Origin of the sequence: Pseudomonas sp. P179 (assembly GCF_000478485.2) — a bacterium.
Classification (GTDB): Bacteria; Pseudomonadota; Gammaproteobacteria; order Pseudomonadales; family Pseudomonadaceae; genus Pseudomonas; species Pseudomonas aeruginosa.
Map to the genome: position 1 here is coordinate 5,609,336 of NZ_KI517354.1, position 23,930 is coordinate 5,633,265.

Below are 23,930 nucleotides of genomic sequence, written 5' to 3' on the forward strand. Positions count from 1 at the left end.
CGGCAGTGGCTGAACTGCAAGCCGAATGAAAAAGCCGGAAGCGCGAGCGCTTCCGGCTTTTTCGTCAAGCGGCGAGGGATCAGTTGGGGCTGTAGATCTGGTCGAATACGCCGCCGTCGATGAAGTGGGTCTTCTGCACGCTGCGCCAGTCGCCGAAGGTCTTCTCCACCGAGAAGAAGTCGACTTTCGGGAAGCGGTCGGCGAACTTGGCGAGGATCTCCGGGTTGCGCGGGCGCAGGTAGTTGTTGGCGGCGATGGTCTGGCCCTCGTCCGACCACAGGTACTTCAGGTAGGCCTCGGCCTGGGCGCGGCTGCCTTTCTTCTCGACCACCTTGTCGACCACCGCCACGGGGGGCTCGGCCTCGGCGGACACGCTCGGGTAGACCACCTCGAAGCCGCCTCGGCCGAATTCGCGGGCGATCATCTCGGCTTCGTTCTCGAAGGTCACCAGTACGTCGCCGATCTGGTTCTGCATGAAGGTAGTGGTGGCGGCGCGGCCGCCGGTGTCGAGCACCGGTACCTGCTTGAACAGCTTGCCGACGAATTCCTTGGCCTTGTTCTCGTCACCGCCGTTCTTCAGCACGTAGCCCCAGGCGGAGAGATAGGTGTAGCGGCCATTGCCGGAGGTCTTGGGGTTCGGCACCACTACCTGGACGCCGTCCTTGAGCAGGTCCGGCCAGTCCTTCAGGGCCTTGGGGTTGCCCTTGCGAACGATGAACACGGTGGCCGAGGTGAACGGCGCGCTGTTGTTCGGCAGGCGGGTCGCCCAGTCCTTCGGCACCAGGCCGCCGTTGTCGGCGAGGGCGTCGATGTCGGTGGCCTGGTTCATGGTGATGACGTCGGCGGGCAGACCGTCGATCACCGAGCGCGCCTGCTTGCTGGAACCGCCATGGGACATCTGGATGGTGATGTTCTCGCCTTTCTCCGCTTTCCAGTATTTCTGGAAGGCCGGGTTGTATTCCTTGTAGAAGTCGCGCATCACGTCGTAGGAGACGTTGAGCAGGGGCTGGGCGGCGTGAGCGGCGCCGCCGAGCGCCAGGCCGGCGGCCAGCAGGGAGGCGCTGAACAGTCGTTTCACAGGGCAGTTCCTTTGAGCATGTTGTAGTGGCTCGACTATAACGTCGGGTTATATGCAGGGTAAATATCAAAAACTGCTTTGCTTATTACCCGCTCGAGCCTATGCCGCGGCCGGCGCTTTGGCCAGCGCTAGTCGAGGCCGCTGACCGCCAGGTCCTTGGGATACTCCACGCTGAACTTCAGGGTGGCGCTGCGTTTCTCGCCGGGTTGCAGGGTCCAGTCCCACTTCAGCTTGCCGTCGTCCTCGCGCTTGACTTCCTGCGCCTTGGGTTCCAGCAAGGTGACCTGGATCTGCTCGTTGCGCGAGACCGGCAACTGGTCCTCGAACTGCACGCGTTCGGCGTTCTTGTGGTTGTTGCGCACGTCGATGCGGAATTCGTAGTTGACCCGCGTGCGGTTGCCGATCAGGCCGCTGCTGTCGGTATAGCGCTTGACCAGCTTGCGTTCGATGCCGATGCCCTCGTCGGCGCCCAGTGCCAGTTCGAAGCTCTCGCCGGGCATCACCCCGCGCAGATGGCCGCTGGCGACGAAGCTGTTGCCGAGAAAGGTATTCAGGGTGCCGGGGAGCAGCGGGTAGTCGCTGTCGTTGCGGGTCTCCGCCTCCAGGTAGGCGGTTTCGCGCAGGGCCGGGGCCGCCAGATAGCGCAGCTTGGCCGGCATTTCCAGGCGGGCGATGGTGACCTTCTGCGCGCTGCCGTCGCTGTTCAGGGTCGCCGGCACGGGGATGTGGAAAGAGGCGCTGGCGGCGCCGCTGCTGACCTCCGCGGTGGCGAGCCGCGCCTCGGCCAGCTTCGGCGCCGGGGCCGGCATGGCCATCTTCGCCGAGGTCCTGGCGATGGGAGCGGCTTGCGGCATGGGCGCCGGAACGTCCTGCATGGCCATCTCGGCACCGTAGTAGGCGTTGGGCGCGTCGATGTCGACGATCCAGGGATTCAGCCGCGGTACGTTGCCGCCCAGGGCCGGACGGGCGGTGGAGAGGGTCAGGTCGACGTCGGTCCAGTCTTCGCCGCTGCTCTGCCGGACCAGGCCCTGGTAGGTCAGTTCGATGGTCTTCGCGCCGTCGCGCAGGCGTGCGTCGTAGGTCGGCTGCCAGGAGGCGTCGCGCAGGGTGTAGTCGAGCTTCACCTCGACCTGTGCCGGTTGCTCCAGGGCGACCCGCAGGACCGCGCGCTTGAAGCGCTTGCCGTCGCCGTTGAGGGTGCCGCGCTGCTCCTGCAACTGCTGCTTGCGCTGTTCCAGTTCGGCGGCGCGGTCGTCCAGCTGGCGCTGCTCGGCGAGCAGGCGTTCGAGGTTGCCTTCGGTCAGTTGCAGCAGGCTTTTCAGCTCGTCGATGCCGGGCATGGGGCGATCCTTGCCGGGCTGGGTGCTGCCGCTCTGGATGTTGGCGAGGAACTTCTTCTGTGCTTCGAGCACGCTGCCGCGGTCATGGATTTCCCGCAGTTGCCGGTCTATCTCGCGCAGTTGCTGGTCGAGCTGCTGCACACGATTGTCGTCCGGGCGCTCGACCCGTTGCGCGGCGCTGCTGACGTCGAGCAGGGTGGCGGCGGCGCTGGCGCCGAGGGACGCGCGCAGGCTGGTGTCGTCGAGCTGGAAGGGCAGTTGCTCCAGGGCGATCTCATGCTGGCCCTTGGGCAATTGCAGGCGGGCGGTGCGGGTGACCACGGCACGGTCGGCGTAGACGGTGACCGCGCTGATGCGGCTGTCGACCGCTTGTGGCGCGGCCAGCAACGGAGCGCTGGCGAACAGGCCGGCGAACAGGAGCGGAGAGGCGGCGAGTCGATTCACGATATCTCTTCCTTGGGCGGATGGAGGGGCGAGGAACCCGTGCGTGCGGTCCCTTCCTGCTGCCTAAGACGCAAGTGCGGCGAAAGACGGGTTAAGCGGCGCGAAGAAATTTTCCCGTGCGGCTCAGGCCGGCTGTTCCAGGCGCTCCAGGGCACCGCGCAGGTTGGCGCGGGCGGCGGCCTCCCAGCGTTGCCGCAGCGGTTCGCAGTGGTACAGCGCCGGTTGCTCCAGCAACTGGCGCAGCAACTTGCCGCGCCCGGCGCGGAACAGCGGTTCCGGCACCCAGGCGTATTCGGCGCGGACGTCCGCCTCGTAGCGCGCGTAGACCGGCGCCGGCGCGGCGAGGATGGCGAGGTCGATATCCACCACCAGGGCTGCGTCGGCGTCTCCCGGCGGCGCCTGGTGACAGGTGGCCATGATCAGTTCGCGCAGGGCCGGCCGCAGCGCCGCCAGCCCGGCCTGGTCGAGCCAGTGCTCGGTGCTGGCGGCGCTGGCGGCCTCGTTGTCCTGGCGCTGGGTGTCGTAGACCAGGTCGTGGGTCCACAACGCCAGCTCCACCAGGTCCGGCCGCAGCGCCAGTTGGCGCCAGCGGTCGAAGTGCTCCAGGCAGGCGAGGATGTGGCGATCGCTGTGGTAGTGCCGGTCGGCCCCGCCATAGGCCGCCAGCAGCGCGTCGAAGGCATCCGCCGGCGGGTTGCCGCCGAGTCGCTGCCAGAGGGCGTCCCAGCGCTGCCGGTCAAGACTTCCCATGGCTGCCTTCCTCGCGAGGGAACAACGGGTTGCCGCAGCGGCAGCAGAATGCCGCCTGCACTTCGTGGGTCGCCTTGCGGCACACCAGGCAATCCCGCTGCAGCAGGTTGGCCGGGTCCTGGCGCATCGCGGTGGCGAGTTCGGCGGTGAAGATCCCGGTGGGCACCGCGATGATCGAGTAGCCGGTGAGCATCACCAGGCTGGCGATGGCCTGGCCGAGCGGGGTCTTCGGGGTGATGTCGCCGAAGCCGACCGTGGTCAGGGTGACGATCGCCCAGTAGATGCCGCGGGGGATGCTGGTGAAACCGTGCTCCGGGCCTTCGACCACGTACATCAGCGCGCCGAACACGGTGACCAGGGTCATCACGGTGAGGAAGAACACGATGATCTTCTGCTTGCTGCCGCGCAGGGCGGTGAGCAGGAAATTGGCCTGGCTCAGGTACTGGCGCAGCTTGAGCACGCGGAAGATCCGCAGCATGCGTATCACCCGGACGATCAGCAGGTACTGGGCGTCGGGGTAGAGCAGGGCGAGGAAGCCGGGGAGGATCGCCAGCAGGTCGACCAGGCCGTAGAAGCTGAAGGCATAGCGCAGCGGCTTGGGCGAGCAGTACAGGCGCAGCAGGTATTCCACCAGGAAGATGCCGGTGAAGCCCCATTCGATGTAGGCCAGCAGGTCGCCGTAGTCCTGGTGGATTTCGTCGATGCTGTCGATCATCACTACCAGCAGGCTGGCCAGGATCACCAGCAGCAGCGCGCTGTCGAAGCGCCGGCCGTCGCGGGTGTCGGTCTGGAAGATGACGATGTAGAGGCGTTCGCGCCAGCTGTCGGGTGCGCTCATCGTGGCTCCTGATGATGGATGCGGCACCTTACCAGACTAGCCCGCCGGCGCCAGCGTTCCCCCGCTCAGGAGCGTCGCCGGCCGAGGCGCGGACCGAGGCTGCCGGCCAGGCGCAGGTACAGGCGCTCGCCGCCGATGCAGAGCAGGCAGGCGAGGATGAACGGTGCGGTCAGCGCCGGCAGGCCGAGCAGGCCGAACAGCGGTTGCAGCGTCACCGCCAGGCCCATGCCGAGCAGTGGCGGCCAGGCGCTGCGGTAGCGCAAGGCCAGGGCCAGCCCGGCAAGGGCGGCGTTCAGGCCGTAGAGCCCGGCGAGCGCGCTCGCCCAGTCGTAGCCCAGCAGCCAGGCCAGCGGCAGGCTGGCCGCGGCGCCGGCGAGGGCCCAGGCGGCCGAGGGACGCGAGACCAGCAGCAGGCCGAGCCAGACCAGCAGCCCTGCCAGCGGTTCACCGAGGAAGATGATCTCGCCGATCCCCTGCGCTAGCGCCGCCAGCTCCGCCGTGCCGCTCCAGGCGCAGCTGAAGCAGCCGCCATGGGTCGCCGGGGCCAGGCCTAGCCAGGCGCCGAGGGGCACCAGCCACCAGCCGTTGAGGACGAAGCCCAGGGTATAGGGCGGAAGCCAGCGGCGTCGGCGCAGCCCATGCAGGAACAGGCGCTGCAACGCCACGCTGGCCAGGCAGCCGAGCGCTACCAGCGACACCAGCCCCGGCGACCAGGCGAAGCGGAATGCCAGCAGCATGCCTATCAGCACGGCGTTGTAGCCGTACAGCCCGGCCTCGATGTCGCTGTCGGCGCAGTGCAACAGGCGCGCCAGCAACGGGCCGAGGGCGCCGCCAAGGAGGGCGCCGGCGAGCAGCGGCGGCGCGCCGACGGCGATCGCCAGCAGACAGGCCAGGCCCAGGCGTGGGTCGCCCTGGAGGAACACCTGGCTGATGCCGCGCAGGAGGATTCGGGATGCATTGAGGAGAGATTGCAGGGGCATGGCGGTCAGTGCGGCAAGGGCCGCTCGGCAGGCACGGAGATGCCAGGCCTGCGCGAGGGGCGGGGGCGGTCATTGTAGGGTCTGGCGCGGAGGCGACGCACCCCGGACGAGAAGGCCAGGCGAGGGTCATGCATGCAGGGCGTTCCAAGAAGAAAAAAAGACCTCCGGCAGGAGTTGAACCGGAGGCCTTGAATGTCCATGGCCTGCATGGGAGTGCGCGAGGGAGGCCATGGTCCGACAAGAAGGTCTTTCCCGGATGGATGGAGACGCGGCCCCGTATTTCCGGCCCCATCCATCCGAGAGAGACAAGGGTGGCCCGACCCGCATGCCCGGGGGGACGGCGCGAGCCGGACCGAACTCGTTGCTTCAGATATCTCCCAGCGGCGGCGCCACGGTCTCGATGCGCAGCATGTTGGTCGAGCCGGGGCGACCGAACGGCACGCCGGCGGTGACCACCACGGTGTCGCCGCGGCGCGCCATGCGCTGGGCCAGGGCGATGTCGAGGGCGGTCGAGCAGATCTCGTCGACGTGCGCCAGTTGCTCGTTGACCACCGAATACACGCCCCAGGCCACGGTCAGTCGCCGCGCGGTACGCAGGTTCGGGGTCAGGCTGAGGATCGGCGCCTTGGGCCGCTCGCGGGCGGCGCGCAGGGTCGAGTTGCCCGACTCGGTGTAGTTCACCAGCACCGCCACCGGGAGGATCCGGCTGACCCGGCGGATCGCGCAGCTGATCGCATCGGAGACGGTAGCGTCGGGCTGCGGACGGTTGGCCTCGAGCTGGACGTGGTAGTCCGGCTCGGCCTCCACCTGGCGGACGATCTTCGCCATCATCTCTACCGCCTCGCGAGGGTATTGTCCGGAAGCGGTTTCCGCCGAGAGCATCACCGCGTCGGCGCCGGCGCCCACCGCGGTGGCTACGTCGGTCACCTCGGCGCGGGTCGGGGCGGGGGAGAAGCGCATCGACTCGAGCATCTGGGTGGCCACCACCACCGGCTTGCCGAGCTGGCGGCAGACCTGGACGATGCGTTTCTGGATGCCCGGCACGCTCTCCGCCGGCACCTCTACGCCGAGGTCGCCGCGCGCCACCATGATCGCGTCGGCGCGCTCGGCGATCGCCTCGATGGCGCTCACCGCGCTGGGCTTCTCGATCTTGGCCATGAGGAAGGCCTTGTCGCCGATCAGCCCACGGGCCTCGTCGATGTCCTCCGGGCGTTGCACGAAGGACAGCGCCACCCAGTCGACCCCCAGTTCCAGGCCGAAGGCCAGGTCGCGGCGGTCCTTGTCGGTCAGCGGGCTGAGTTGCAGCACCGCTTCCGGCACGTTGACGCCCTTGCGATCGGACAGCTCGCCACCCACCGCCACGCGGGTCTCGATGGCGTCGCTGTGGCAGTTGACCACTTCCAGGCGGATCTTGCCGTCGTCCAGCAGCAGGCTCATGCCCGGTTCCAGGGCATGGATGATCTCCGGATGCGGCAGGTTGACCCGCCGCTCGTCGCCGGGGGCGTCGCTGAGGTCGAGGGTGAAGGTCTGCCCACGCTGCAATTGCACGGCACCGGCGGCGAAGCGGCCGACCCGCAGCTTCGGACCCTGCAGGTCCATGAGCACGCCGATCGGGTAGTTCAGCTCCGCTTCCACCTCGCGCACCCAGGCGAAGCGCTGCGCGTGATCGGCGTAGTCGCCGTGGCTGAAGTTCAGGCGGAACAGGTTGGCGCCGGCCTCCACCAGGGCACGGATATCGTCGCGGCTGCGGGTGGCCGGGCCGAGGGTGGCGAGGATCTTGGCTTTCTTGTCGGCTGTCATGTCAGGACTCGAGGATGAGAATGGCGCGGAAGTCGTTCACGTTGGTGCGGGTCGGTCCGGTCACCAGCAGGTCGCCGAGGGCCTGGAAATAGCCGTAGCCGTTGTTGTCGTCGAGCTCGTCGCGGATCTTCAGCCCGGCCTTTTCGCCGCGCGCATGGGAGCAGGGCGTCATCAGCGCGCCGGCGTTATCTTCCGAGCCGTCGATGCCGTCGGTGTCGCCGGCCAGGGCCCAGATGTTCGGTTCGCCCTTGAGCTCGGCGGTGAGGCTGAGGAGGAACTCGGCGTTGCGTCCGCCGCGACCGTTGCCGCGCACGGTGACGGTGGTCTCGCCGCCGGAGAGGATCACGCAGGGCGCCGCCAGCGGCTGGCCGTGCTTGCGGATCTGCCGGGCGATGCCGGCGTGGACCTTGGCGACTTCCCGCGCCTCGCCCTCCAGGTCGCCGAGGATCAGCGTCGAGAAGCCGGCCGCGCGGCACTTCACCGCTGCTGCGTCGAGGGCGTTCTGTGGCGTGGCGATCAACTGGAAGTGGCTGCGCGCCAGGCACGGGTCGTCGGGCTTGACGGTTTCCGAGCGCGGGTCGGCGAGCCAGTCGAGGACGTTCTGCGGCACGTCGATGGCGTAGCGCCTGAGGATCGCCAGGGCATCGGCGGAGGTGGACGGGTCGCCGACGCTGGGGCCGGAGGCGATCACCGTGGCCTCGTCGCCGGGAACGTCGGAAATCGCGTAGGTATAGACGCTGGCCGGCCAGCAGGCCTTGGCCAGGCGACCGCCCTTGATCGCCGAGAGGTGCTTGCGCACGCAGTTCATCTCGCCGATGGCGGCGCCGGACTTGAGCAGCGCCTTGTTCACCGCCTGCTTGTCCGCCAGGCCAATGCCTTCGGCAGGCAGCGAAAGCAGTGCGGAGCCGCCGCCGGAGAGAAGGAAGATCACCCGGTCGCTCTCGTTCAGGCCGCTGATCAGTTCCAGCACGCGACGGGCGACGCGCTCGCCGGCGTCGTCGGGCACCGGATGGGAGGCTTCCACCACCTCGATGCGACTGCATTGCGCGCCGTAGCGGTAAGGCGCCACTACCAGGCCCTGGATCTCGCCCTGCCAGTGCTTCTCCACCACTTCGGCCATGGCTCCGGCGGCCTTGCCGGCACCGATGACGATGGTGCGCCCGCTGCGATCTTCCGGCAGGTGGTCGGCCAGCACCTGGTAGGGATGGCCGGCTGCCACCGCGGTATTGAACAGCTCGGTGAGAAAGGCGCGTGGATCGGTACTCATGACAGGCTCCGAATTTCTTGTTGTCGTGCCGCCGGTCGGACCGGCGGTCGCAGCGTCGTCGACGCTTCCATTCCGCAGCACCCGCGCCGGCGGGAACTGGGGAATGGAAGCGAGGCGCCCGGACGCAGAGGCCGTGAATCTCCCGGCCGGGCGTTCGCTTCCTTTACCCCGCCTTGTGGGTGGGGAAGGAAGAGGGCGGCGGCGAACACCGGAGTTCGCCGACCGTTCCTCTCCCCGAGCCCTTCGAAAAGGGGTTCGTCGCTCCGCGCGGGGTGACGGCCCGCGCGGACTGCGGATCACTCGTCGCGGATCGAGAAGTTGGCCATGTGCTCCAGGCCCTTGATCAGCGCCGAGTGGTCCCAGTTACTGCCGCCGATGGCCGCGCAGGTGCTGAACACCTGCTGGGCGTTGGCGGTGTTGGGCAGGTTCAGGTTCAGCTCGCGGGCGCCGGCCAGGGCCAGGTTTAGGTCCTTCTGGTGCAGGCTGATGCGGAAGCCCGGGTCGAAGGTGCCCTTGACCATGCGTTCGCCGTGTACCTCGAGGATCCGCGAGGAGGCGAAGCCACCCATCAGCGCCTCGCGCACCTTGGCCGGATCGGCGCCGTTGCGGGCGGCGAACAGCAGGGCCTCGGCGACCGCCTGGATGTTCAGCGCGACGATGATCTGGTTGGCCACCTTGGCGGTCTGGCCGTCGCCGTTGCCGCCGACGCGGGTGATGTTCTTGCCCATCGCCTGGAACAGCGGCAGGGCGCGTTCGAAGGTGTTCGGGCAGCCGCCGACCATGATGCTCAGGGTCGCCGCCTTGGCGCCGACCTCGCCGCCGGAGACCGGGGCGTCCAGGTACTGCGCGCCGGTAGCCTTGATCTTCTCGGCGAAGCCCTTGGTGGCGGTGGGGGAGATCGAACTCATGTCGATCACCACCTTGTTCGGGCCGACGCCCTCGGCGATACCGTCCTTGCGGAACAGCACATCCTCGACCTGCGGGGTGTCCGGCACCATGACGATGATGAACTCGGCTTCCTGGGCCACTTCCTTCGGGTTGGCCAGGGCAATGGCGCCGGCCTCCAGCAGGTCGGCCGGAGCGGCGTCGTGGTGGGTGGAAAGGAACAGGCTGTGGCCGGCCTTCTGCAGGTTCTGCGCCATGGGCTTGCCCATGATTCCGGTGCCGATGAATCCGATCTTGGCCATGAGAGTGTCTCCTGGTTCTGTCTGTCGAGTGGCTCCGCGCAGGGAGGCGGGAGCGTCTTGTTCGTGGGTGCGGATCAGACGACGTTGTGCGTCTTCATCCAGCCGAGGCCGGCTTCGGTGGTGGTGGCCGGCTTGTACTCGCAGCCGATCCAGCCCTGGTAGCCGATGCGGTCCAGGTGCTCGAAGAGGAAGCGGTAGTTGATCTCGCCGGTGCCCGGTTCGTGGCGGCCGGGGTTGTCGGCGAGTTGCACGTGGTTGATCGCCGCCAACTGGTTTTCCAGGGTGCGGGCCAGGTCGCCTTCCATGATCTGCATGTGATAGATGTCGTATTGCAGGAACAGGTTGGCGCTGCCGACCTTGTCGCGGATCTCCAGGGCCTGGCGGGTGTTCTGCAGGTAGAAGCCGGGGATGTCGAGGGTGTTGATCATCTCCATGACCAGGCGGATGCCTGCGGCTTCCAGCTTGTCGGCGGCGTAGCGCAGGTTGTCGACGAAGGTCTTCTCGACGCTGGCGCAGTCGTGCCCCTGCGGCCGGATCCCGGCGAGGCAGTTCACCTGGCGGTTGCCCAGCACCCTGGCGTAGGCGATGGCCTTGTCGACCCCCTCGCGGAACTCCTGGACCCGATCCGGGTGGCAGGCGATGCCGCGCTCGCCCTTGGCCCAGTCGCCGGCCGGCAGGTTGAACAGCACCTGCTCCAGGCCGTTGGCTTCCAGGCGGGCCTTGATCGCCTCGGCCTCGACGTCATAGGGGAAGAGGTACTCGACGCCGGCGAAGCCAGCCTTGGCGGCGGCGTCGAAGCGTTCGAGGAAATCCACCTCGGTGAACAGCATGGACAGGTTGGCGCAGAAACGGGGCATGTCTTGCTCCTATCGTTCGGTCAAACGTTCGGGAGGCCTTTCGCCGGGGGCGGGGTGCCGCACGCACCGTCCGCGCCTCCGGGAAAGGCCGGCGATCAGTCGAGCAGCGAGATGGCGGTCGGCGCGTCGGCGCCTTTCTCGGCTAGTTCCTCGAACTCGTTGATGGCGTTGATCTCGGTACCCATGGAGATGTTGGTGACGCGCTCCAGGATCACCTCGACCACCACCGGCACCTGGTGCTGTTGCATCAGTTCGCGGGCCTTGGCCAGGGCGGCGCCGATCTCGTTCGGGTCGAACACCCGGATCGCCTTGCAGCCCAGGCCCTCGACCACCGCGACGTGGTCGACGCCGTAGCCTTCCAGCTCGGGGGCGTTGATGTTGTCGAAGGCCAGCTGCACGCAATAGTCCATGTCGAAGCCGCGCTGCGCCTGGCGGATCAGGCCCAGGTAGGAGTTGTTCACCAGTACGTGGATATAGGGCAGCTTGAACTGCGCGCCGACCGCCAGTTCCTCGATCATGAACTGGAAGTCGTAGTCGCCGGAGAGCGCCACCACCTGGCGGCTCGGGTCGGCCTTGACCACCCCCAGCGCGGCGGGAATGGTCCAGCCCAGCGGGCCGGCCTGGCCGCAGTTGATCCAGTGGCGCGGCTGGTAGACATGGAGGAACTGTGCGCCGGCGATCTGCGACAGGCCGATGGTGCTGACGTAGCAGGCATCCTTGCCGAAGAACTCGTTCATCTCTTCGTAGACGCGCTGCGGTTTCACCGGCACGTTGTCGAAGTGGGTCTTGCGCTGCAGCGTGCGTTTGCGCTGCTGGCAGCTTTCCAGCCAGGCGGCGCGCGACTTCAGCTTGCCGGCGGCCTTCCATTCGCGGGCCACTTCGAGGAATGCGTCGAGGGCGGCGCCGGCGTCGGAGACGATGCCCAGGTCGGGCATGAACACCCGGCCGATCTGGGTCGGTTCGATGTCGACATGGATGAAGCGGCGACCTTCGGTATAGACCTCGACGCTGCCGGTGTGGCGGTTGGCCCAGCGGTTGCCGATGCCGAGCACCAGGTCGGATTCCAGCAGGGTGGCGTTGCCGTAGCGGTGCGAGGTCTGCAGGCCGACCATGCCGGCCATCTGCGGGTGGTCGTCGGGGATTACGCCCCAGCCCATCAGGGTCGGGATCACCGGGATGCCGGTCAGCTCGGCGAATTCGCGGAAGCGCTCGGCGGCGTCGGCGTTGAAGATGCCGCCGCCGGCCACCAGCAGCGGGCGCTCGGCTTCGTCGAGCATGGCCAGGACCTTCTCGGCCTGGACCCGGGTGGCCTTCGGCTTGCTCACCGGGAGGGGCTCGTAGGCGTCGATGTCGAACTCGATCTCGGCCATCTGTACGTCGAACGGCAGGTCGATCAGTACCGGGCCGGGCCGGTCGCTGCGCATCAGCTGGAAGGCCTTCTGGAATACATAGGGGACCTGGGCCGGTTCCAGCACGGTGGTCGCCCACTTGGCCACCGGCGCGGCGATGCTGGAGATGTCGACCGCCTGGAAGTCTTCCTTGTGCAGGCGCGCGCGCGGTGCCTGGCCGGTAATGCAGAGAATCGGGATGGAGTCGGCGGAGGCGGAGTAGAGGCCGGTGATCATGTCGGTGCCGGCAGGGCCGGAGGTGCCGATGCAGACGCCGATGTTGCCGGCCTTGGTACGGGTGTAGCCCTCGGCCATGTGCGAGGCGCCTTCGACGTGACGGGCCAGGACATGGTCGATGCCGCCGATCTTCTTCAGCGCGGCGTACATGGGGTTGATCGCGGCACCGGGGACGCCGAACGCGGTATCCACGCCTTCGCGGCGCATCACCAGTACGGCGGCTTCGATTGCTCTCATTCTGGCCATCGTTTTGTTCCTCGTTCTTATACTAATTGTGTACAAAAGTTGGAACGATTCTAGGCAGAGGGGGAGCGCAAGGTCAAGATGGGTTGTATACGCTGGAAAAAGTCGCTGAAATCAATTTTTACATAATAAAAACAATGAATTACAATTTTTGTTAGCTGGCTTATAAAACCAGCGTTTGAAAAAATGTATACAAAATTATGTTCATATTGTTCTGGAATGTTGCTTTCGTAGGGCCGGTCGGCTACTAGATTGGGTACAAATTTTCGAACGCGCCCGCATAGCGGGTGGTTTCCCGATTTCTAGCCTTAACAACTCGAGAGGAACGACCATGACCACCATCAGTCTGGAAACCGCGCTGGGCATTACCCGCCAGGCGCTGGCGGTGGGGCGCGAGCTGTCCACCGCGCCCCTGACCATCGCGGTGCTCGATGCTGGCGGCCACCTGGTGGCGCTGCAGCGCGAGGACGGCGCCAGCATGCTGCGACCGCAGATCGCCATCGGCAAGGCCTGGGGCGCCGTGGCCCTGGGCAAGTCGTCGCGGCTGCTGGCGGCGGATGCACAGCAGCGGCCTTCGTTCATTTCCGCGGTGAACACCCTGGCCCATGGCAATCTGGTTCCGGCGCCGGGCGGGGTGTTGATTCGCAACGACAAGGCAGAGGTGGTCGGCGCGGTCGGTATCAGCGGCGATACGTCGGATATCGACGAGCAATGCGCGATCCAGGGCGTGCTGGCGGTCGGGCTGGTGCCCGACGCCGGTTGAGCTTGCGGCCTGCTCACCAGGACCGGGCCTTCGCTCCCTTCTTCAGGTGGCGTACGCCGCCATCCACCAGGCTCTCCGTGCCATACCTGCAGCGGGGCTCGTTCGAGGCCAGGAATAGCGCGGCACTGGCGATCTCCAGCGGCTCCCCCAGGCGTCCCGGCCAATCTTCTCCCTCAGCGCCTGGGTGGCCTCGACATCGGTAGCGGCTTTGTCCAGCGCTGGCGTCCGGGTCGGCCCCGGGTTCAGGGCGTTGACCCGGATACCGCGCTCGAGCAACTCCGCCGATAGCGTCCAGGCGAGGTGTATGCGGAGCTGCCGCCGCGGGTCGAATACCGCGTCACGCCGCTCGGTGCGAAGCCGGCGCTGGGGCGGGGGCGGCACGTGATTGAGCGCGCCGCGGCGGGTCAGAGCGGCAGCGGCCGAAGCCGGCCGGTGCTCTTGCCGGATTGCCCGTCGGGCGTGCAGCCTTTCAGGACCAGGCGGGTGATGGTTTCCACCGCAGCGTCGTAGTCGGCGTCGCTGAGCTGTTCCTTGCCGGTGACGATGGAAATCTGCCAATCGAAGTCGGCATAGGTCTGGGTCGCCGCCCAGATGGCGAAGAGCAGGTGATGCGGGTCCACCGGGGCGAGCTGGCCACGGTCGATCCAGGTCTGCAGGCAGGTGACGTTGCGCTGGGCCTGGGCGTTCAGTTCGTCGAGGTATTCCTTCGGCAGGTGCGGCGCGCCGTGCATGATCTCGCTGGCGAAGACCTTGGAGGCATGCGGCAGCTCGCGGGAGATGCGGATCTTCGAGCGGATGTAGGCGGGCAGGGCGAGCAGCGGGTCGTCTTCCACGCGGAACGGTGCCGACGCTTGCAGCAGCGGCTCGACGATGCTTTCCAGCACGCAGCGATAGAGGTTTTCCTTGGACTGGAAGTAGTAGTAGACGTTGGGCTTGGGCAGGCCGGCGCGGGCGGCGATGTCGCTGGTCTTGGTCGCCGCGAAGCCCTTGTCGGCGAATTCCTCGCTGGCGGCGCGGAGGATCAGGCGCTTGTTGCGCTCGCGGATGCTGGTCATCAGTCCTTGTTCTTCATTGCTGCAACGGCGGCAGGAAGCCGAGGATGGTAGCACCCGCCCGGAGCGCCCCTCAAGCAAGGTGCGAGCGAGGCGGAGGCCCGGGAAATCCTGACCCGCCGGTTCATTTGCCCTATACATTTTCCGGTATTTGGAGTATTCGTTAGGGGTATCGAGTCGCCCGCTCGCACTCACCCACCGAGCGCCGGGCGAGCCCCCGGAACAGAACGAGTCACTATGTCCGATTCCCGTCTGGTCGATCCCTTCGGCCGTCGCATCACCTACCTGCGCCTGTCGGTGACGGATCGCTGCGACTTCCGCTGCACCTACTGCATGAGCGAAGACATGCAGTTCCTTCCCCGCGACCAGGTCCTCAGCCTGGAAGAACTGTACGCGGTGGCCGACGCCTTCATCGGCCTCGGCGTGCGGCGCATTCGTATCACCGGCGGCGAGCCGCTGGTGCGCAAGGGCATCACCGGCCTGCTGGCACGCCTGGGGCAGCGTGCGGAACTGGAAGACCTGGCGATCACCACCAACGGTTCGCAACTGCGCGAGCGCGCCGCCGAGCTGAAGGCCGCCGGCGTCCGCCGCCTCAACGTCAGCCTCGACTCGCTGCAGCGCGAACGCTTCGCCGCCTTCACCCGTAGCGATCGCCTGGAGCAGGTGCTGGACGGCATCCAGGCGGCGCGCGAAGCCGGTTTCGAGCGGATCAAGCTGAACTGCGTGGTACAGAAGGGCCGCAACGACGACGAGATCCTCGACCTGGTCGAGTACGCCCTGGCCAACCAGTTGGACATCAGTTTCATCGAGGAAATGCCGCTGGGCAGCATCACCAGCCACCGTCGCGAACTGACCCTCTGCACCAGCGACGAAGTCCGCGCGATCATCGAGCGCAGCTGGCCGCTGACCCCGAGCCTGGCGCGCAGCGGCGGGCCGTCGCGGTATTACCAGATCGGCGACGAGCCCAGCCGGATCGGCTTCATCTCACCTCACAGCAATAATTTCTGCGGCGACTGCAACCGCGTGCGCGTCACCGCCGAGGGCAAGCTGGTGCTCTGCCTCGGCCACGAGGGGGCGCTCGACCTGCGCGAACTGCTGCGCAGCCATCCCGGCGACCGCGAGCGCCTGAGCGCGGCACTGGTGGCGGCGCTGAACCTGAAGCCGGAGCGGCATCACTTCGACGCCCAGGAGCAGGTCCAGGTGCTGCGTTTCATGAGCATGACCGGCGGCTGACGGTATCCTCCTGGGGCGATGGCACCAACGGCGCCATCCGCCGCTTCCTCTCCCATGCCACCCGGGCGACCGTGTTCCGGCACGCACCGCTCGCTGCCCCGTCCCGGGAAAAGCGACGCGGCGCAACGCCGAAACGCGGCGAAGACGTCATGCTGCCTGCCGCGCCAGCAAAGGAAAGCCTCCCATGCACCGGGTCCTGTTCATCTGCAGCCGCAACCGCCTGCGTAGTCCCAGCGCCGAACGGCTGTTCGCCGACTGGCCGGGCGTCGAGACCGATTCCGCCGGGCTGGCGGCGGACGCCGAGACGCCCCTGGAGCGCGAGCAACTGGAGTGGGCGACGCTGGTCGTCGTCATGGAGCGCCGCCACCGGCAGGCTCTGCTGCGCCGGCACGCCGCGGCGATGAAAGGCAAGCGCCTGGTCTGCCTGGATATCCCGGACGACTACGCCTACATGCAGGCGGAATTGCTGCATCTGCTGGAGCGCAAGGCGGGGCCTTTCCTTCGGCGGGACTGAGTGGTGCGGACCGCGAGCGGAAAAAAAGAAGCCGGACGAAGTCCGGCCCGAGGGGAGGGCGGACCGGGAGTGTCGCCGGTCCGCCAGGGAGTCAGGAGTGCTTGGGCGCCGGCGCGTGGCTGCCGCACAAGTGGCTGCGGTCGTTGCGGCTGAGGATGTTGAACAGCAGGTTTAGCACCACCGCCCAGATCGCGGTCATGGCGATGCCGCTATGGGTGATTGGCTCCATCCAGACCGGCAGGCGGGCGAAGAAGTCCGGGCGCACCACCGGCACCATGCCCATGCCGATGCTTACCGCCACCAGCAACTGGTTGCGGCGGTCGGTGATGTTGGCCTCGTGGAGGATCTGGATGCCGCTGGCGGCGACCATGCCGAACATGGCGATGCCGGCGCCGCCGAGTACCGCCGGCGGGATCGAGGCGACCAGGAAGGCGGCCTTGGGCAGCATGCTGAGGAGGATCAGGAAACCGGCGGCGGCCACCGTGACGTAGCGGCTGCGCACCCCGGTCATCTGCACCAGGCCGATGTTCTGGGCGAACGAGGAATGGGTGAAGGTGTTCAGGAAACCGGCGAAGAACGAGGCGCCGGCGTCGCAGAGCAGGCCGCGGCGCAGTTCGGTCGGGGTGATCTCGCGGCCGGTGATCTTGCCCAGGGCGAGGAACATGCCGGTGGACTCGACGAAGATGATCACTACCACCAGGCACATCGACAGGATCGGCGCCAGGTCGAAGGTCGGCGCGCCGAAGTGCAGCGGGGTGACGATGTCGAACCAGGGGCGCTCGGCCAGACCACCGAGGTCGACCATGCCCATGCCGCCGGCGATCGCGTAGCCCAGGCCCATGCCCATCAGCACCGAGATGTTGACCCAGAAACCGCGCATGAAGCGGTTGATCAGGAGGATGGTGCAGAGCACCAGGCTGGAGAGGAACAGGAAGTGCAGGGAGCCGAAGTCTTCCGCGCCCTTGCCGCCGCCGGCCCAGTTGATCGCCACCGGGAACAGGCACATGCCGATCGAGGTGATCACCGTGCCGGTCACCAGCGGTGGGAAGAAACGCACGATGCGCGACATGAAGGGGGCGATGAGCATGCCGAAGAAACCGGCGGCGATGGTCGCGCCGAAGATCCCGGTGATGCCCACGCCGGGCATCCCGGCCATCGCCACCATGCTGCCGACGGCGGCGAAGCTGGCGCCCATCATCACCGGCATGCGGATGCCCATCGGGCCGATGCCCAGCGACTGGACCAGGGTGGCGATGCCGGCGACCAGCAGGTCGGCGTTGATCAGGAAGGCGATTTCCTCGCGCGAGAGGCCGGCCGCCTGGCCGACGATCAGAGGCACGGCGACGGCGCCACCGTACATCAGCAGCACATGCTGGAAGCCCACCAGCAGCAGCTGCGTCAGCGGCAGGCGCTGGTCTACGGGCGAGTCGGGGATGCGGCGATCAGTTACCACGGACATGCAACACCTCAGGCGTTTTTATTGTTGTCAGTCGCAGGCGGACACCGGAAAAGGCAGGTTCCGGCGGCCGGGTATTTCTGGCCGAACATCCACCCCAGGCTTCAGGGCGATGCGGTGGGGTGTTTTATATCCCCGTTGTGTGCTCGATTCAATCGATTTTTTGTATACAAAGTAATTTTTTGTAGTTGACCAATCGGTCTACTACAGGCTTTCCAGAGCTGCTTCCACTGTATCCATAGAACTGGCGCCGGCTACCCCCGGGATGCCCGGCGGTGTACGACATTGGTCGAATAGCCGACGTGCTCTAGCCGCTGGGAGTTTTCAGCGACCCCTACCTCAGTGGGCACAAGCCCGGTGCAGCAAGGCCTTGAACCCTGTCGCCCGGGATCAGCCATGGGTCTTTGCGGAACGCCTGCTTGCATTGGCGACTACAAGCAGCGACGTGCGCGAGAGCAACCGGCTATCTGAGCGCCAGTAGATCCTGGCGGCAATGGAGACGCTCAACGAGCAAAGAGAATGCCGCCAGCGCTTGCTGGAGTGCACAACGGCAGACTGGCCAAGGTGCCAAGGCTCTGGGCAGGTCATGCTGGACAAGAAGCCGGCGGAGTTTTCCTGAGCGTTCTACAGGAGAGGCACGAAGGAGGTCGCCGAAGTCGTTCGGCATATCGAACGTCCCCCTTTTTCAGTTTTCGGCAGCGCCCAACGGGCCACTGGCAATCAGGCTGGCACCACAAGCTGTTTTCATCCCATGTAGCGCGACCGGGACCCCATTCACATCCAGCAGGGCGCTACCTTCGGTAATGGGGAAGGTTCCCTTGCACAAGGGGCAAACCACTTGGTGGCCTACACCGGCCATCGGCTTGCCGTTGAGGTCGGTCTGGCCGAACGCCTCAATCACCGTGCCTCCATGGCTGGTGGTGTCGCCAAGGCGAATGATGTCCATCGCGGGTTGCTCCTATAGGTCGTCCAGCCAGCTGTCTTTTGGCTTCAGGCTGGAGAGGAATTCCTCATAGACATAGTGATCACCGAGCGTTTGGCCGCCAGGCGTAGCGGGTTTCGGAGCAGGGGAAGGACCGGCATTTCCGCCACGTGGCGATGAAGACGTCGGGCGCACGCGAATCGAATCGACAATGGTGTCCCACAGTTCCAATGCTTCTTTATCCGATTTGAAGGCAGGGGGCGGTGGTTTACCGTTTTCATTGCTGCGTTCCAGTACCGCCAGTCCCGCAGTAAGATTGGGCTCGGTTAGCGATTCCTCCTTGCCTTGAACCTCCCACATGAAGGTATAGCCGCGCTGCCCCTTATCGCTTCCCGCAACCAGATACTCCTCTCCGGGAAGGCTCCCGACAGGATGCTTTCCTTTTCTTAATGTTTCCATACCTGCAAACGTGGAGAGCATGTTTTGCACGAAGCCGTCGACTCGCTCAAGAAGGCTGTTTAGCTCAGCTCCCGTGGAGGAGCGGAATTCAAAGCGCGCGCCGGGGTGCTCAGGGAAAGTGACTCCCACTCCAAACCTCTCCACTTGAAAACTATCCCCTGCAATATAAGCGTGGTCGATGCAAAAGCCCGGCTCGCTGGGGATTTCTTTTGGCGCGCGAGAACGTAGATTTCGAGCTAAAGCCCTAGATATCTCCACAGCATGTTGCTCTCTGTCTACCGAAACTTTCCCTTTCCAACGATAGACATGCCACGTAGGCTTAGATGTAACATAGGTATCCAATAAATAGGTTTTAGAGGCAACCTCTGAAGACCAAGACAATAAACCTACTGATTCATTGCCAAAGTCAATTTTACGAAGAAACATGTTACCTTTGGATTTATGTCTCTGAGTCCTCCACTCTTGTTCAAGACGATCAACCCTGGCTGCCAGTTCGGTAGGTTTATCATCTAAGTACTCAATTCTGTCTCCCCATAGGTAGTATCCGGCATTGATTACCGCGTCAGGTGGCAGATCAATCAGAAAGCGACCAAAGCAATGAGTAATCCATCCGGTCTTGTCCATGGAAGAGCTCCGAGAAGAAGAAAACGAAGTGCAACTGGTCATGCTGGTCAAGACCACCACTCCAAGTACAGCAAGCAACCGACGGGGATGCATCATGTCCCTCCTTTGTCATTAGGATGCCAATCCGCCAACTGGGTGATTTTGATCACCCCATATAGCGCTGCCCATTGAGCACGAGCATCGTTGTAACTCTCCTGGTGCTCATAGCCCCGTTTGGTATTGGCCTGTCCCTTGCCCTTGCTGCCATGCCGAAAGCTGGCCTTGACGCCCGCCAGGGCAGGCGCCTGGCCGGAGTCGGTCGGTACCGTTTCGTCACCTCCGCTACCGGAAGCGTCCAGAGGATTTCCCGTCTCCAGCGGACCCTGCACTATGGTGGGCAAGCCCCGGCGGAACCAACTGTTGTAAGTGCCGTTCTCATCGTCGTTGAGTGTGGCACCGGGGGTCTCCAGAGGGGTAGGGTCACCCTTCCAGATCAGGTCGCGCCAACTATGGCGGCTATCGTCAGCTCCGTAATGGGCATAGGTCTCTGAGTGATATCCTGCTGCTGATAATTCACCATGAAAATTAGCAATGCTATCTATCAAGTCTTCAAAGTTATCACGGGGGCCAACTCTTAAACCTTCTTTTTTGTCTGACATGTCCAGATATTGTGAATTTTGCTCAGGCACCAATCCATACCACGTAGTGTTCTTGTATATCTCTTCATAAGGGTCCTGATTCTGCGGATAAGCCCGAGGCTTTCCATCGATATCCTTGAGCACCTGCCCCTGCGCGTCGCATAGAAACAGCCAGGGACGCCCTTCCCGGTATTCCGCGCTAGGGGCCAATTCCAGCGCGCCGGCCGAATTGGCGACAATGGCTGTCACTTCACCGGCATTTCGCCCCAGCACGACCTGTGCGATACCTTCATAGCCACAGCGCATATGATGGTAGATGGTCGAGGAACCTGTCGCAGGTTGTACGCCATGCACCACCCCCAATACGCGCTCATAGCCGTGCAACTGCGTCAGGGCGCGAGCCACCAGCCCTCCCATCGAATGGGTGACCAGAATGACCTTCATACGTCTCATCTGCTCGGGATCGAGACCGCACTCCTTTTGGTAGAAAGGCAACACGGTATTCTCGATATAGTCGCGTACATCCAGCGCCGACTGCCGGTTGGACTGTAGCCAGTTATAGCCGGCGCACCAGACATCGAACTGGTATCGGCTGGCCCTGAGCAATTCCTCTTCATCGATCGGCCCAACCTTTCCCTGCTCCTCACCCTGATCTCCAGGAGGAGAGAGGGCTTCGTCATTCCACCATGCCTGGAGTTCCCGCCGGCTGACGATGTTATCCAGTCGCCTCTCCATTAATCCCATGACCGGGTTATACGCACTGCGCATGACCTTGCCCCAGCCGCGCAGGCGGGCAGCTTCTTCGGACAAACCAGATTGACCGACATCGATCGTACCCTGGTCATCGACTTCTACTTGCTCAGCCTTCAGGAGCTCCTGACGGGCCTTTGGACCCCTCCAGGCCCAAGTCCACAACGCACCGATGGAGGCAAACAGGTCATCCATGGGCCACAGACCATTCGGCGGCCTCCAGACCTCGCTTTTATCTGCCTTGTTGCGCAGGTTGGTTCCCATGATCCCCGGAATGAAGATCACCGGCAGGGGAGCGGTCTGCCGAATCAGTGCCACCTTTTCGCTCTGGTTGTCGGTACGGGTCAACTGCGCCTTGTAGACAGGCCGTCCCAGACTGTCGCGAGAGCGAGGGATGATCACATCCTGATTCGGCTCGAGCGGTTCGCTGCTCATGTGTTGGACTCCGTGTCGCTGTTGTGACTGCCCTTGCCCAGGATGCGTATCTGCACCGGGTCCATGGCCAGGTGTTGTTGCTTGGGTAAACGGCCCTGGCTGTCGGTCATCAGTTTCACCACACCACCATCGCCTCGTATCACTTCAACGGCGATATTGGGTAACGGCTCCAGCGTGGCTTCGTCGCGCAGGACATACCGGTCATCGAACGGTGTCGAATCCCAGGCGTTGAAGCTGGTCGATGCATGAGCGGGACCGACATGACTGTGCTTCGCCGCCTTGACCACGAAGTTGCCGGGCATGCCCAGCTCGATGTTGCCGCCCTTGAGGGTCAGGTAGGCGCCGCCGCACATCAGGGTGATGTGCTCCTTCGCGGTGACCAGCACGTGCTGCTGGCTGGCGCTGACCTCCACGCTCTGCTCGGCCTCCAGGCGGATGTCGTTCTTCTGCGCCTGCAGCAGCATCGGCCCCTGGTGGGTGATCTGGCGCAGCTCGCCGCCCTGGGCGAACAGGCCGATGTCGCTGCCGGCGTTGATCACCACCTTCTGCCCGGCGGTCACCTGCTGGTTCTGCCGGGCCACGCTGTCGACGTGCTCGCCGGCGGCCAGGGTCAGGCTCGCCGGCGTCGCCGCGGCGATCCCTGCCGGACCGCTCAAGGCGATCGCCGGCTTGCCCCCGTTGCTCTTGCCGGACTCGTCGTTGGCGCCGTGGCCGAGGTCGCGCACGGCTTCCTGGAGGGTTTGCTGCGGCGCCGCGTCGTGCCCCACGCCCTGGTGCTCCCCGGCGTAGTCGCCCAGCTCGCGGGCCAGCTTCAGCGCCGCCTCCAGCACCTGCACCACGACGCCTCGGTCGAGATGGCCGGCGCCGGCCCTGAGCTGCTCCTCGGTGCTCAGCAGCAGCCCCTTGGCCGCACGCACCGCGCCATGTTCGTCGGTGCGCAGTTCGAAGCCCTCGCCGCGCGGCTTGCCGCCTTCGGGCCGGGGATGGGTCAGGTAGCCCAGGTGCAGCGCGCTGGCACCGTGGTCGCTCATCAGCGCCGCACTGATCTGCGCCGTGGTGTCGTCGATGCGCAGCTCGTTGGCCCGACTGCCCTTGTACTCCTTGCTCTTGATGGTGCTGAGGATCTTGTGGTCGGGCAGCGCGTAGGGCGGTCGGTTGGTCGCCCGGTAGGTGCGCCCGGTGACGATCGGCTGGTCGCAGTCGCCGTCCAGGTAATCGACGATCACCTCCTGGCCAATCCGCGGGATCGCCATGTGCCCCCAATCGGCACCTGCCCAGTTCTGCGCGACCCGTATCCAGCAGGTACTGAATTCATCGTGACGTCCCTCGCGATCCCAGGGGAACTGGACTTTCACCCGTCCCCACTCGTCGCAATGGATCTCTTCCCCTGCCGGGCCGACTACCGTCGCGATCTGCGGACCATCGATACGTGGCCGAGGCAGCGGTGCGGGACGCCATTCGACGTCCTCGGGTACCAGTTCGGCGCGCAGGTCGTAGCTCACCCCCAGAGGGGCGTCGGCGGACTCTTCCTCCTGGCCGGCATACTGGGTGCCGCGATGGACCACCCGCACCGGCCGCCACCAGGCGTTGAAGTCGGCACGCGGATGACCTTCCAGGGCAAAGGCGTGGCCCGGGATCAGCCGCGGGTCGTCGCCGCTGACCGATGCCACCCGTGCATCGCGCCGATGTCCTCTGAGGCGGCTTTCGCTGAAAGGCCGGCCCGCGCCGCTCCGCTTGTAGCGACCGGGGTAGTCGTAGCGCTCGTAGGACGAGCCCTGATGCTCGAGCGCCTCGCCAGCGAGATGATGCTCCTGGTCGTAGGTCGGGCGCTTGAAGCTGTAGTCCCGCTGGGTCTGTCGAGCCGTACGAACATTTTCGCTGTAGCGGAAAGAATGAAGCACCGGCTGCGGGTTGTCGCCCTCCGGCTGGGCGCTGAACAGTACCGGGCCGCCGGCGATACGCTCCTGGACGTAGAGCCGGTCGCTGCAGACCAGGGTGTGGCGGTGTTCGTCGAAGCGGAAGTAGTAGACCAGGCCTTCCTCGAAAGCCAGCCGGTCGTGCAGGTAGTGATCGCTGTCGCCGGCCTGCACGCAGTATTCGCGCGGCAGGTGCTCATGGTAGATGCGCTGTTCGTAGTCGAGCACCCGGTGTTCCTTGAGCAGCGCCTGGAGAATCTCCGGAACACTCTTCTCCTGGAAGATCCGCCAGTTGCAGCACAGCTCCAGGCGCGCCAACTGCGGTTCCAGCAGCAGTTCGTAGCGGGTCCGGCGAAAACCCGAGCTGCCCTGGGTGAAGTGGCTGACGATGCCATGGACGTAGCGGGCCGGACGGCCGTCCTGCCAGAGGGTGAAGGTGCCCGGCTGGTCGAGTACCTGCCTGAAATCGATGGCGTTCTTGTCGCTGGCCAGCTTCAGGTTCAGGCGGAAAGGCTCGCAGAGCGCTTCTTCCAGTTCGAACTCGACGACATCGAACGCGAGTTTCCCTTCGCCGACGACGAAGGTGAATTTCAGGTCCCTTTGACGCATGGATCGTTCCTTGTTCCTGGCGGGCGGTTCCTCCCCCATCCGTTGGAGAAGCGAGCCCCACGTTACTCTTGCTCAGCCGCTGCCGAAAGTCTTGGCTCGGTGTCTATTTCGCGAAGTAGCGGACATTTTCGGCTCGACGGAGAACCGGCCGCACAGGTGTACGACCGGTGT

General features: G+C 65.3%; 19 protein-coding genes. 3 read left to right on the forward strand and 16 right to left on the reverse strand.

The window, feature by feature from the left end:
* Positions 1-79: 79 nt before the first annotated feature.
* The 10 genes from HMPREF1224_RS38170 to gcl all read right to left on the reverse strand — a co-directional run bounded on the left by HMPREF1224_RS38170 (position 80) and on the right by gcl (position 12,412).
* Positions 80-1,078, reverse strand: a complete 999-nt coding sequence (locus HMPREF1224_RS38170; RefSeq protein ID WP_003087175.1) for a sulfate ABC transporter substrate-binding protein — start codon at positions 1,076-1,078, stop codon at positions 80-82.
* 128 nt (positions 1,079-1,206) lie between these two features.
* Entirely contained in the window at positions 1,207-2,862 is a 1,656-nt protein-coding gene (gene muiA, locus HMPREF1224_RS38175; protein ID WP_010793992.1) for a mucoidy inhibitor MuiA, read from the reverse strand.
* A gap of 123 nt (positions 2,863-2,985) precedes the next feature.
* Positions 2,986-3,612, reverse strand: a complete 627-nt coding sequence (locus HMPREF1224_RS38180) for an HD domain-containing protein (protein WP_003122930.1) — start codon at positions 3,610-3,612, stop codon at positions 2,986-2,988.
* A complete protein-coding gene (locus tag HMPREF1224_RS38185) occupies positions 3,599-4,450 on the reverse strand; it encodes an ion transporter (protein WP_010793993.1) in 852 nt (283 codons plus the stop codon). Before HMPREF1224_RS38185 ends, HMPREF1224_RS38180 begins: the two co-directional genes overlap by 14 nt.
* A 65-nt stretch (positions 4,451-4,515) precedes the next feature.
* Positions 4,516-5,430, reverse strand: coding sequence for an urea transporter (locus HMPREF1224_RS38190; protein ID WP_003145016.1), 915 nt, complete (start codon positions 5,428-5,430; stop codon positions 4,516-4,518).
* A gap of 366 nt (positions 5,431-5,796) precedes the next feature.
* Positions 5,797-7,230 (reverse strand): pyruvate kinase, encoded by a 1,434-nt coding sequence (gene pyk, locus HMPREF1224_RS38195; RefSeq protein WP_010793994.1) that lies wholly within the window; start codon positions 7,228-7,230, stop codon positions 5,797-5,799.
* Between the two features lies 1 nt (position 7,231).
* Positions 7,232-8,497 carry a glycerate kinase type-2 family protein gene (locus HMPREF1224_RS38200; RefSeq protein WP_010793995.1) on the reverse strand — a complete coding sequence of 422 codons (1,266 nt, stop codon included), beginning with the start codon at positions 8,495-8,497 and terminating at the stop codon, positions 7,232-7,234.
* Positions 8,498-8,793: 296 nt separating this feature from the next.
* The gene (locus tag HMPREF1224_RS38205; RefSeq protein WP_003087180.1) at positions 8,794-9,684 is read right to left on the reverse strand and encodes a 2-hydroxy-3-oxopropionate reductase; all 891 of its coding nucleotides are present in this window, start codon (positions 9,682-9,684) and stop codon (positions 8,794-8,796) included.
* Positions 9,685-9,758: 74 nt separating this feature from the next.
* Positions 9,759-10,541: a hydroxypyruvate isomerase gene (gene hyi / locus HMPREF1224_RS38210; RefSeq protein WP_003087181.1), complete on the reverse strand. Its 783-nt coding sequence runs from the start codon at positions 10,539-10,541 to the stop codon at positions 9,759-9,761.
* 95 nt (positions 10,542-10,636) lie between these two features.
* The gene (gcl, locus tag HMPREF1224_RS38215; RefSeq protein ID WP_003087182.1) at positions 10,637-12,412 is read right to left on the reverse strand and encodes a glyoxylate carboligase; all 1,776 of its coding nucleotides are present in this window, start codon (positions 12,410-12,412) and stop codon (positions 10,637-10,639) included.
* Between the two features lie 328 nt (positions 12,413-12,740).
* Between gcl and HMPREF1224_RS38220 the strand changes: the two genes are divergently transcribed.
* Entirely contained in the window at positions 12,741-13,172 is a 432-nt protein-coding gene (locus HMPREF1224_RS38220; RefSeq protein ID WP_003083199.1) for a GlcG/HbpS family heme-binding protein, read from the forward strand.
* A 404-nt stretch (positions 13,173-13,576) separates the two neighbouring features.
* Here HMPREF1224_RS38220 and HMPREF1224_RS38225 read toward each other — a convergent pair whose 3' ends face one another.
* A complete protein-coding gene (locus tag HMPREF1224_RS38225; RefSeq protein ID WP_003083201.1) occupies positions 13,577-14,227 on the reverse strand; it encodes a TetR/AcrR family transcriptional regulator in 651 nt (216 codons plus the stop codon).
* A 234-nt stretch (positions 14,228-14,461) separates the two neighbouring features.
* On the opposite strand from HMPREF1224_RS38225, the gene moaA reads away from it, so the two are divergent.
* Both moaA and HMPREF1224_RS38235 read left to right on the forward strand, forming a co-directional pair.
* Positions 14,462-15,457, forward strand: a complete 996-nt coding sequence (moaA, locus tag HMPREF1224_RS38230; RefSeq protein WP_010793996.1) for a GTP 3',8-cyclase MoaA — start codon at positions 14,462-14,464, stop codon at positions 15,455-15,457.
* Positions 15,458-15,641: 184 nt separating this feature from the next.
* Positions 15,642-15,971 (forward strand): low molecular weight protein tyrosine phosphatase family protein, encoded by a 330-nt coding sequence (locus tag HMPREF1224_RS38235; RefSeq protein ID WP_003087185.1) that lies wholly within the window; start codon positions 15,642-15,644, stop codon positions 15,969-15,971.
* 91 nt (positions 15,972-16,062) lie between these two features.
* Here the strand turns inward: HMPREF1224_RS38235 and HMPREF1224_RS38240 are convergent, their stop codons facing one another.
* The 5 genes from HMPREF1224_RS38240 to HMPREF1224_RS38260 form a co-directional block, all read right to left on the reverse strand.
* The gene (locus tag HMPREF1224_RS38240) at positions 16,063-17,430 is read right to left on the reverse strand and encodes a nucleobase:cation symporter-2 family protein (RefSeq protein WP_003083208.1); all 1,368 of its coding nucleotides are present in this window, start codon (positions 17,428-17,430) and stop codon (positions 16,063-16,065) included.
* A gap of 682 nt (positions 17,431-18,112) precedes the next feature.
* Positions 18,113-18,373, reverse strand: coding sequence for a PAAR domain-containing protein (locus tag HMPREF1224_RS38245; RefSeq protein WP_003083211.1), 261 nt, complete (start codon positions 18,371-18,373; stop codon positions 18,113-18,115).
* Positions 18,374-18,385: 12 nt separating this feature from the next.
* The gene (locus HMPREF1224_RS38250; RefSeq protein ID WP_010895573.1) at positions 18,386-19,528 is read right to left on the reverse strand and encodes a T6SS immunity protein Tli4 family protein; all 1,143 of its coding nucleotides are present in this window, start codon (positions 19,526-19,528) and stop codon (positions 18,386-18,388) included.
* Complete coding sequence (locus tag HMPREF1224_RS38255; RefSeq protein ID WP_003114302.1) at positions 19,525-21,234, reverse strand: esterase/lipase family protein; 1,710 nt, start codon at positions 21,232-21,234, stop codon at positions 19,525-19,527. Before HMPREF1224_RS38255 ends, HMPREF1224_RS38250 begins: the two co-directional genes overlap by 4 nt.
* Positions 21,231-23,759 (reverse strand): type VI secretion system spike protein VgrG2a, encoded by a 2,529-nt coding sequence (locus tag HMPREF1224_RS38260; protein ID WP_003147414.1) that lies wholly within the window; start codon positions 23,757-23,759, stop codon positions 21,231-21,233. The genes HMPREF1224_RS38255 and HMPREF1224_RS38260 overlap by 4 nt, the downstream gene beginning before the upstream one ends.
* Positions 23,760-23,930 lie beyond the last annotated feature (171 nt).

Bases quoted from the DNA above. Each gene is read 5' to 3' on its own strand.
- HMPREF1224_RS38180 (WP_003122930.1), bottom strand. From the start codon at position 3,612: ATGGGAAGTCTTGACCGGCAGCGCTGGGACGCCCTCTGGCAGCGACTC.
- HMPREF1224_RS38185 (WP_010793993.1), bottom strand. From the start codon at position 4,450: ATGAGCGCACCCGACAGCTGGCGCGAACGCCTCTACATCGTCATCTTC.
- HMPREF1224_RS38190 (WP_003145016.1), bottom strand. From the start codon at position 5,430: ATGCCCCTGCAATCTCTCCTCAATGCATCCCGAATCCTCCTGCGCGGC.
- pyk (WP_010793994.1), bottom strand. From the start codon at position 7,230: ATGACAGCCGACAAGAAAGCCAAGATCCTCGCCACCCTCGGCCCGGCC.
- HMPREF1224_RS38200 (WP_010793995.1), bottom strand. From the start codon at position 8,497: ATGAGTACCGATCCACGCGCCTTTCTCACCGAGCTGTTCAATACCGCG.
- HMPREF1224_RS38205 (WP_003087180.1), bottom strand. From the start codon at position 9,684: ATGGCCAAGATCGGATTCATCGGCACCGGAATCATGGGCAAGCCCATG.
- hyi (WP_003087181.1), bottom strand. From the start codon at position 10,541: ATGCCCCGTTTCTGCGCCAACCTGTCCATGCTGTTCACCGAGGTGGAT.
- gcl (WP_003087182.1), bottom strand. From the start codon at position 12,412: ATGGCCAGAATGAGAGCAATCGAAGCCGCCGTACTGGTGATGCGCCGC.
- HMPREF1224_RS38220 (WP_003083199.1), top strand. From the start codon at position 12,741: ATGACCACCATCAGTCTGGAAACCGCGCTGGGCATTACCCGCCAGGCG.
- HMPREF1224_RS38225 (WP_003083201.1), bottom strand. From the start codon at position 14,227: ATGACCAGCATCCGCGAGCGCAACAAGCGCCTGATCCTCCGCGCCGCC.
- moaA (WP_010793996.1), top strand. From the start codon at position 14,462: ATGTCCGATTCCCGTCTGGTCGATCCCTTCGGCCGTCGCATCACCTAC.
- HMPREF1224_RS38235 (WP_003087185.1), top strand. From the start codon at position 15,642: ATGCACCGGGTCCTGTTCATCTGCAGCCGCAACCGCCTGCGTAGTCCC.
- HMPREF1224_RS38240 (WP_003083208.1), bottom strand. From the start codon at position 17,430: ATGTCCGTGGTAACTGATCGCCGCATCCCCGACTCGCCCGTAGACCAG.
- HMPREF1224_RS38245 (WP_003083211.1), bottom strand. From the start codon at position 18,373: ATGGACATCATTCGCCTTGGCGACACCACCAGCCATGGAGGCACGGTG.
- HMPREF1224_RS38250 (WP_010895573.1), bottom strand. From the start codon at position 19,528: ATGATGCATCCCCGTCGGTTGCTTGCTGTACTTGGAGTGGTGGTCTTG.
- HMPREF1224_RS38255 (WP_003114302.1), bottom strand. From the start codon at position 21,234: ATGAGCAGCGAACCGCTCGAGCCGAATCAGGATGTGATCATCCCTCGC.
- HMPREF1224_RS38260 (WP_003147414.1), bottom strand. From the start codon at position 23,759: ATGCGTCAAAGGGACCTGAAATTCACCTTCGTCGTCGGCGAAGGGAAA.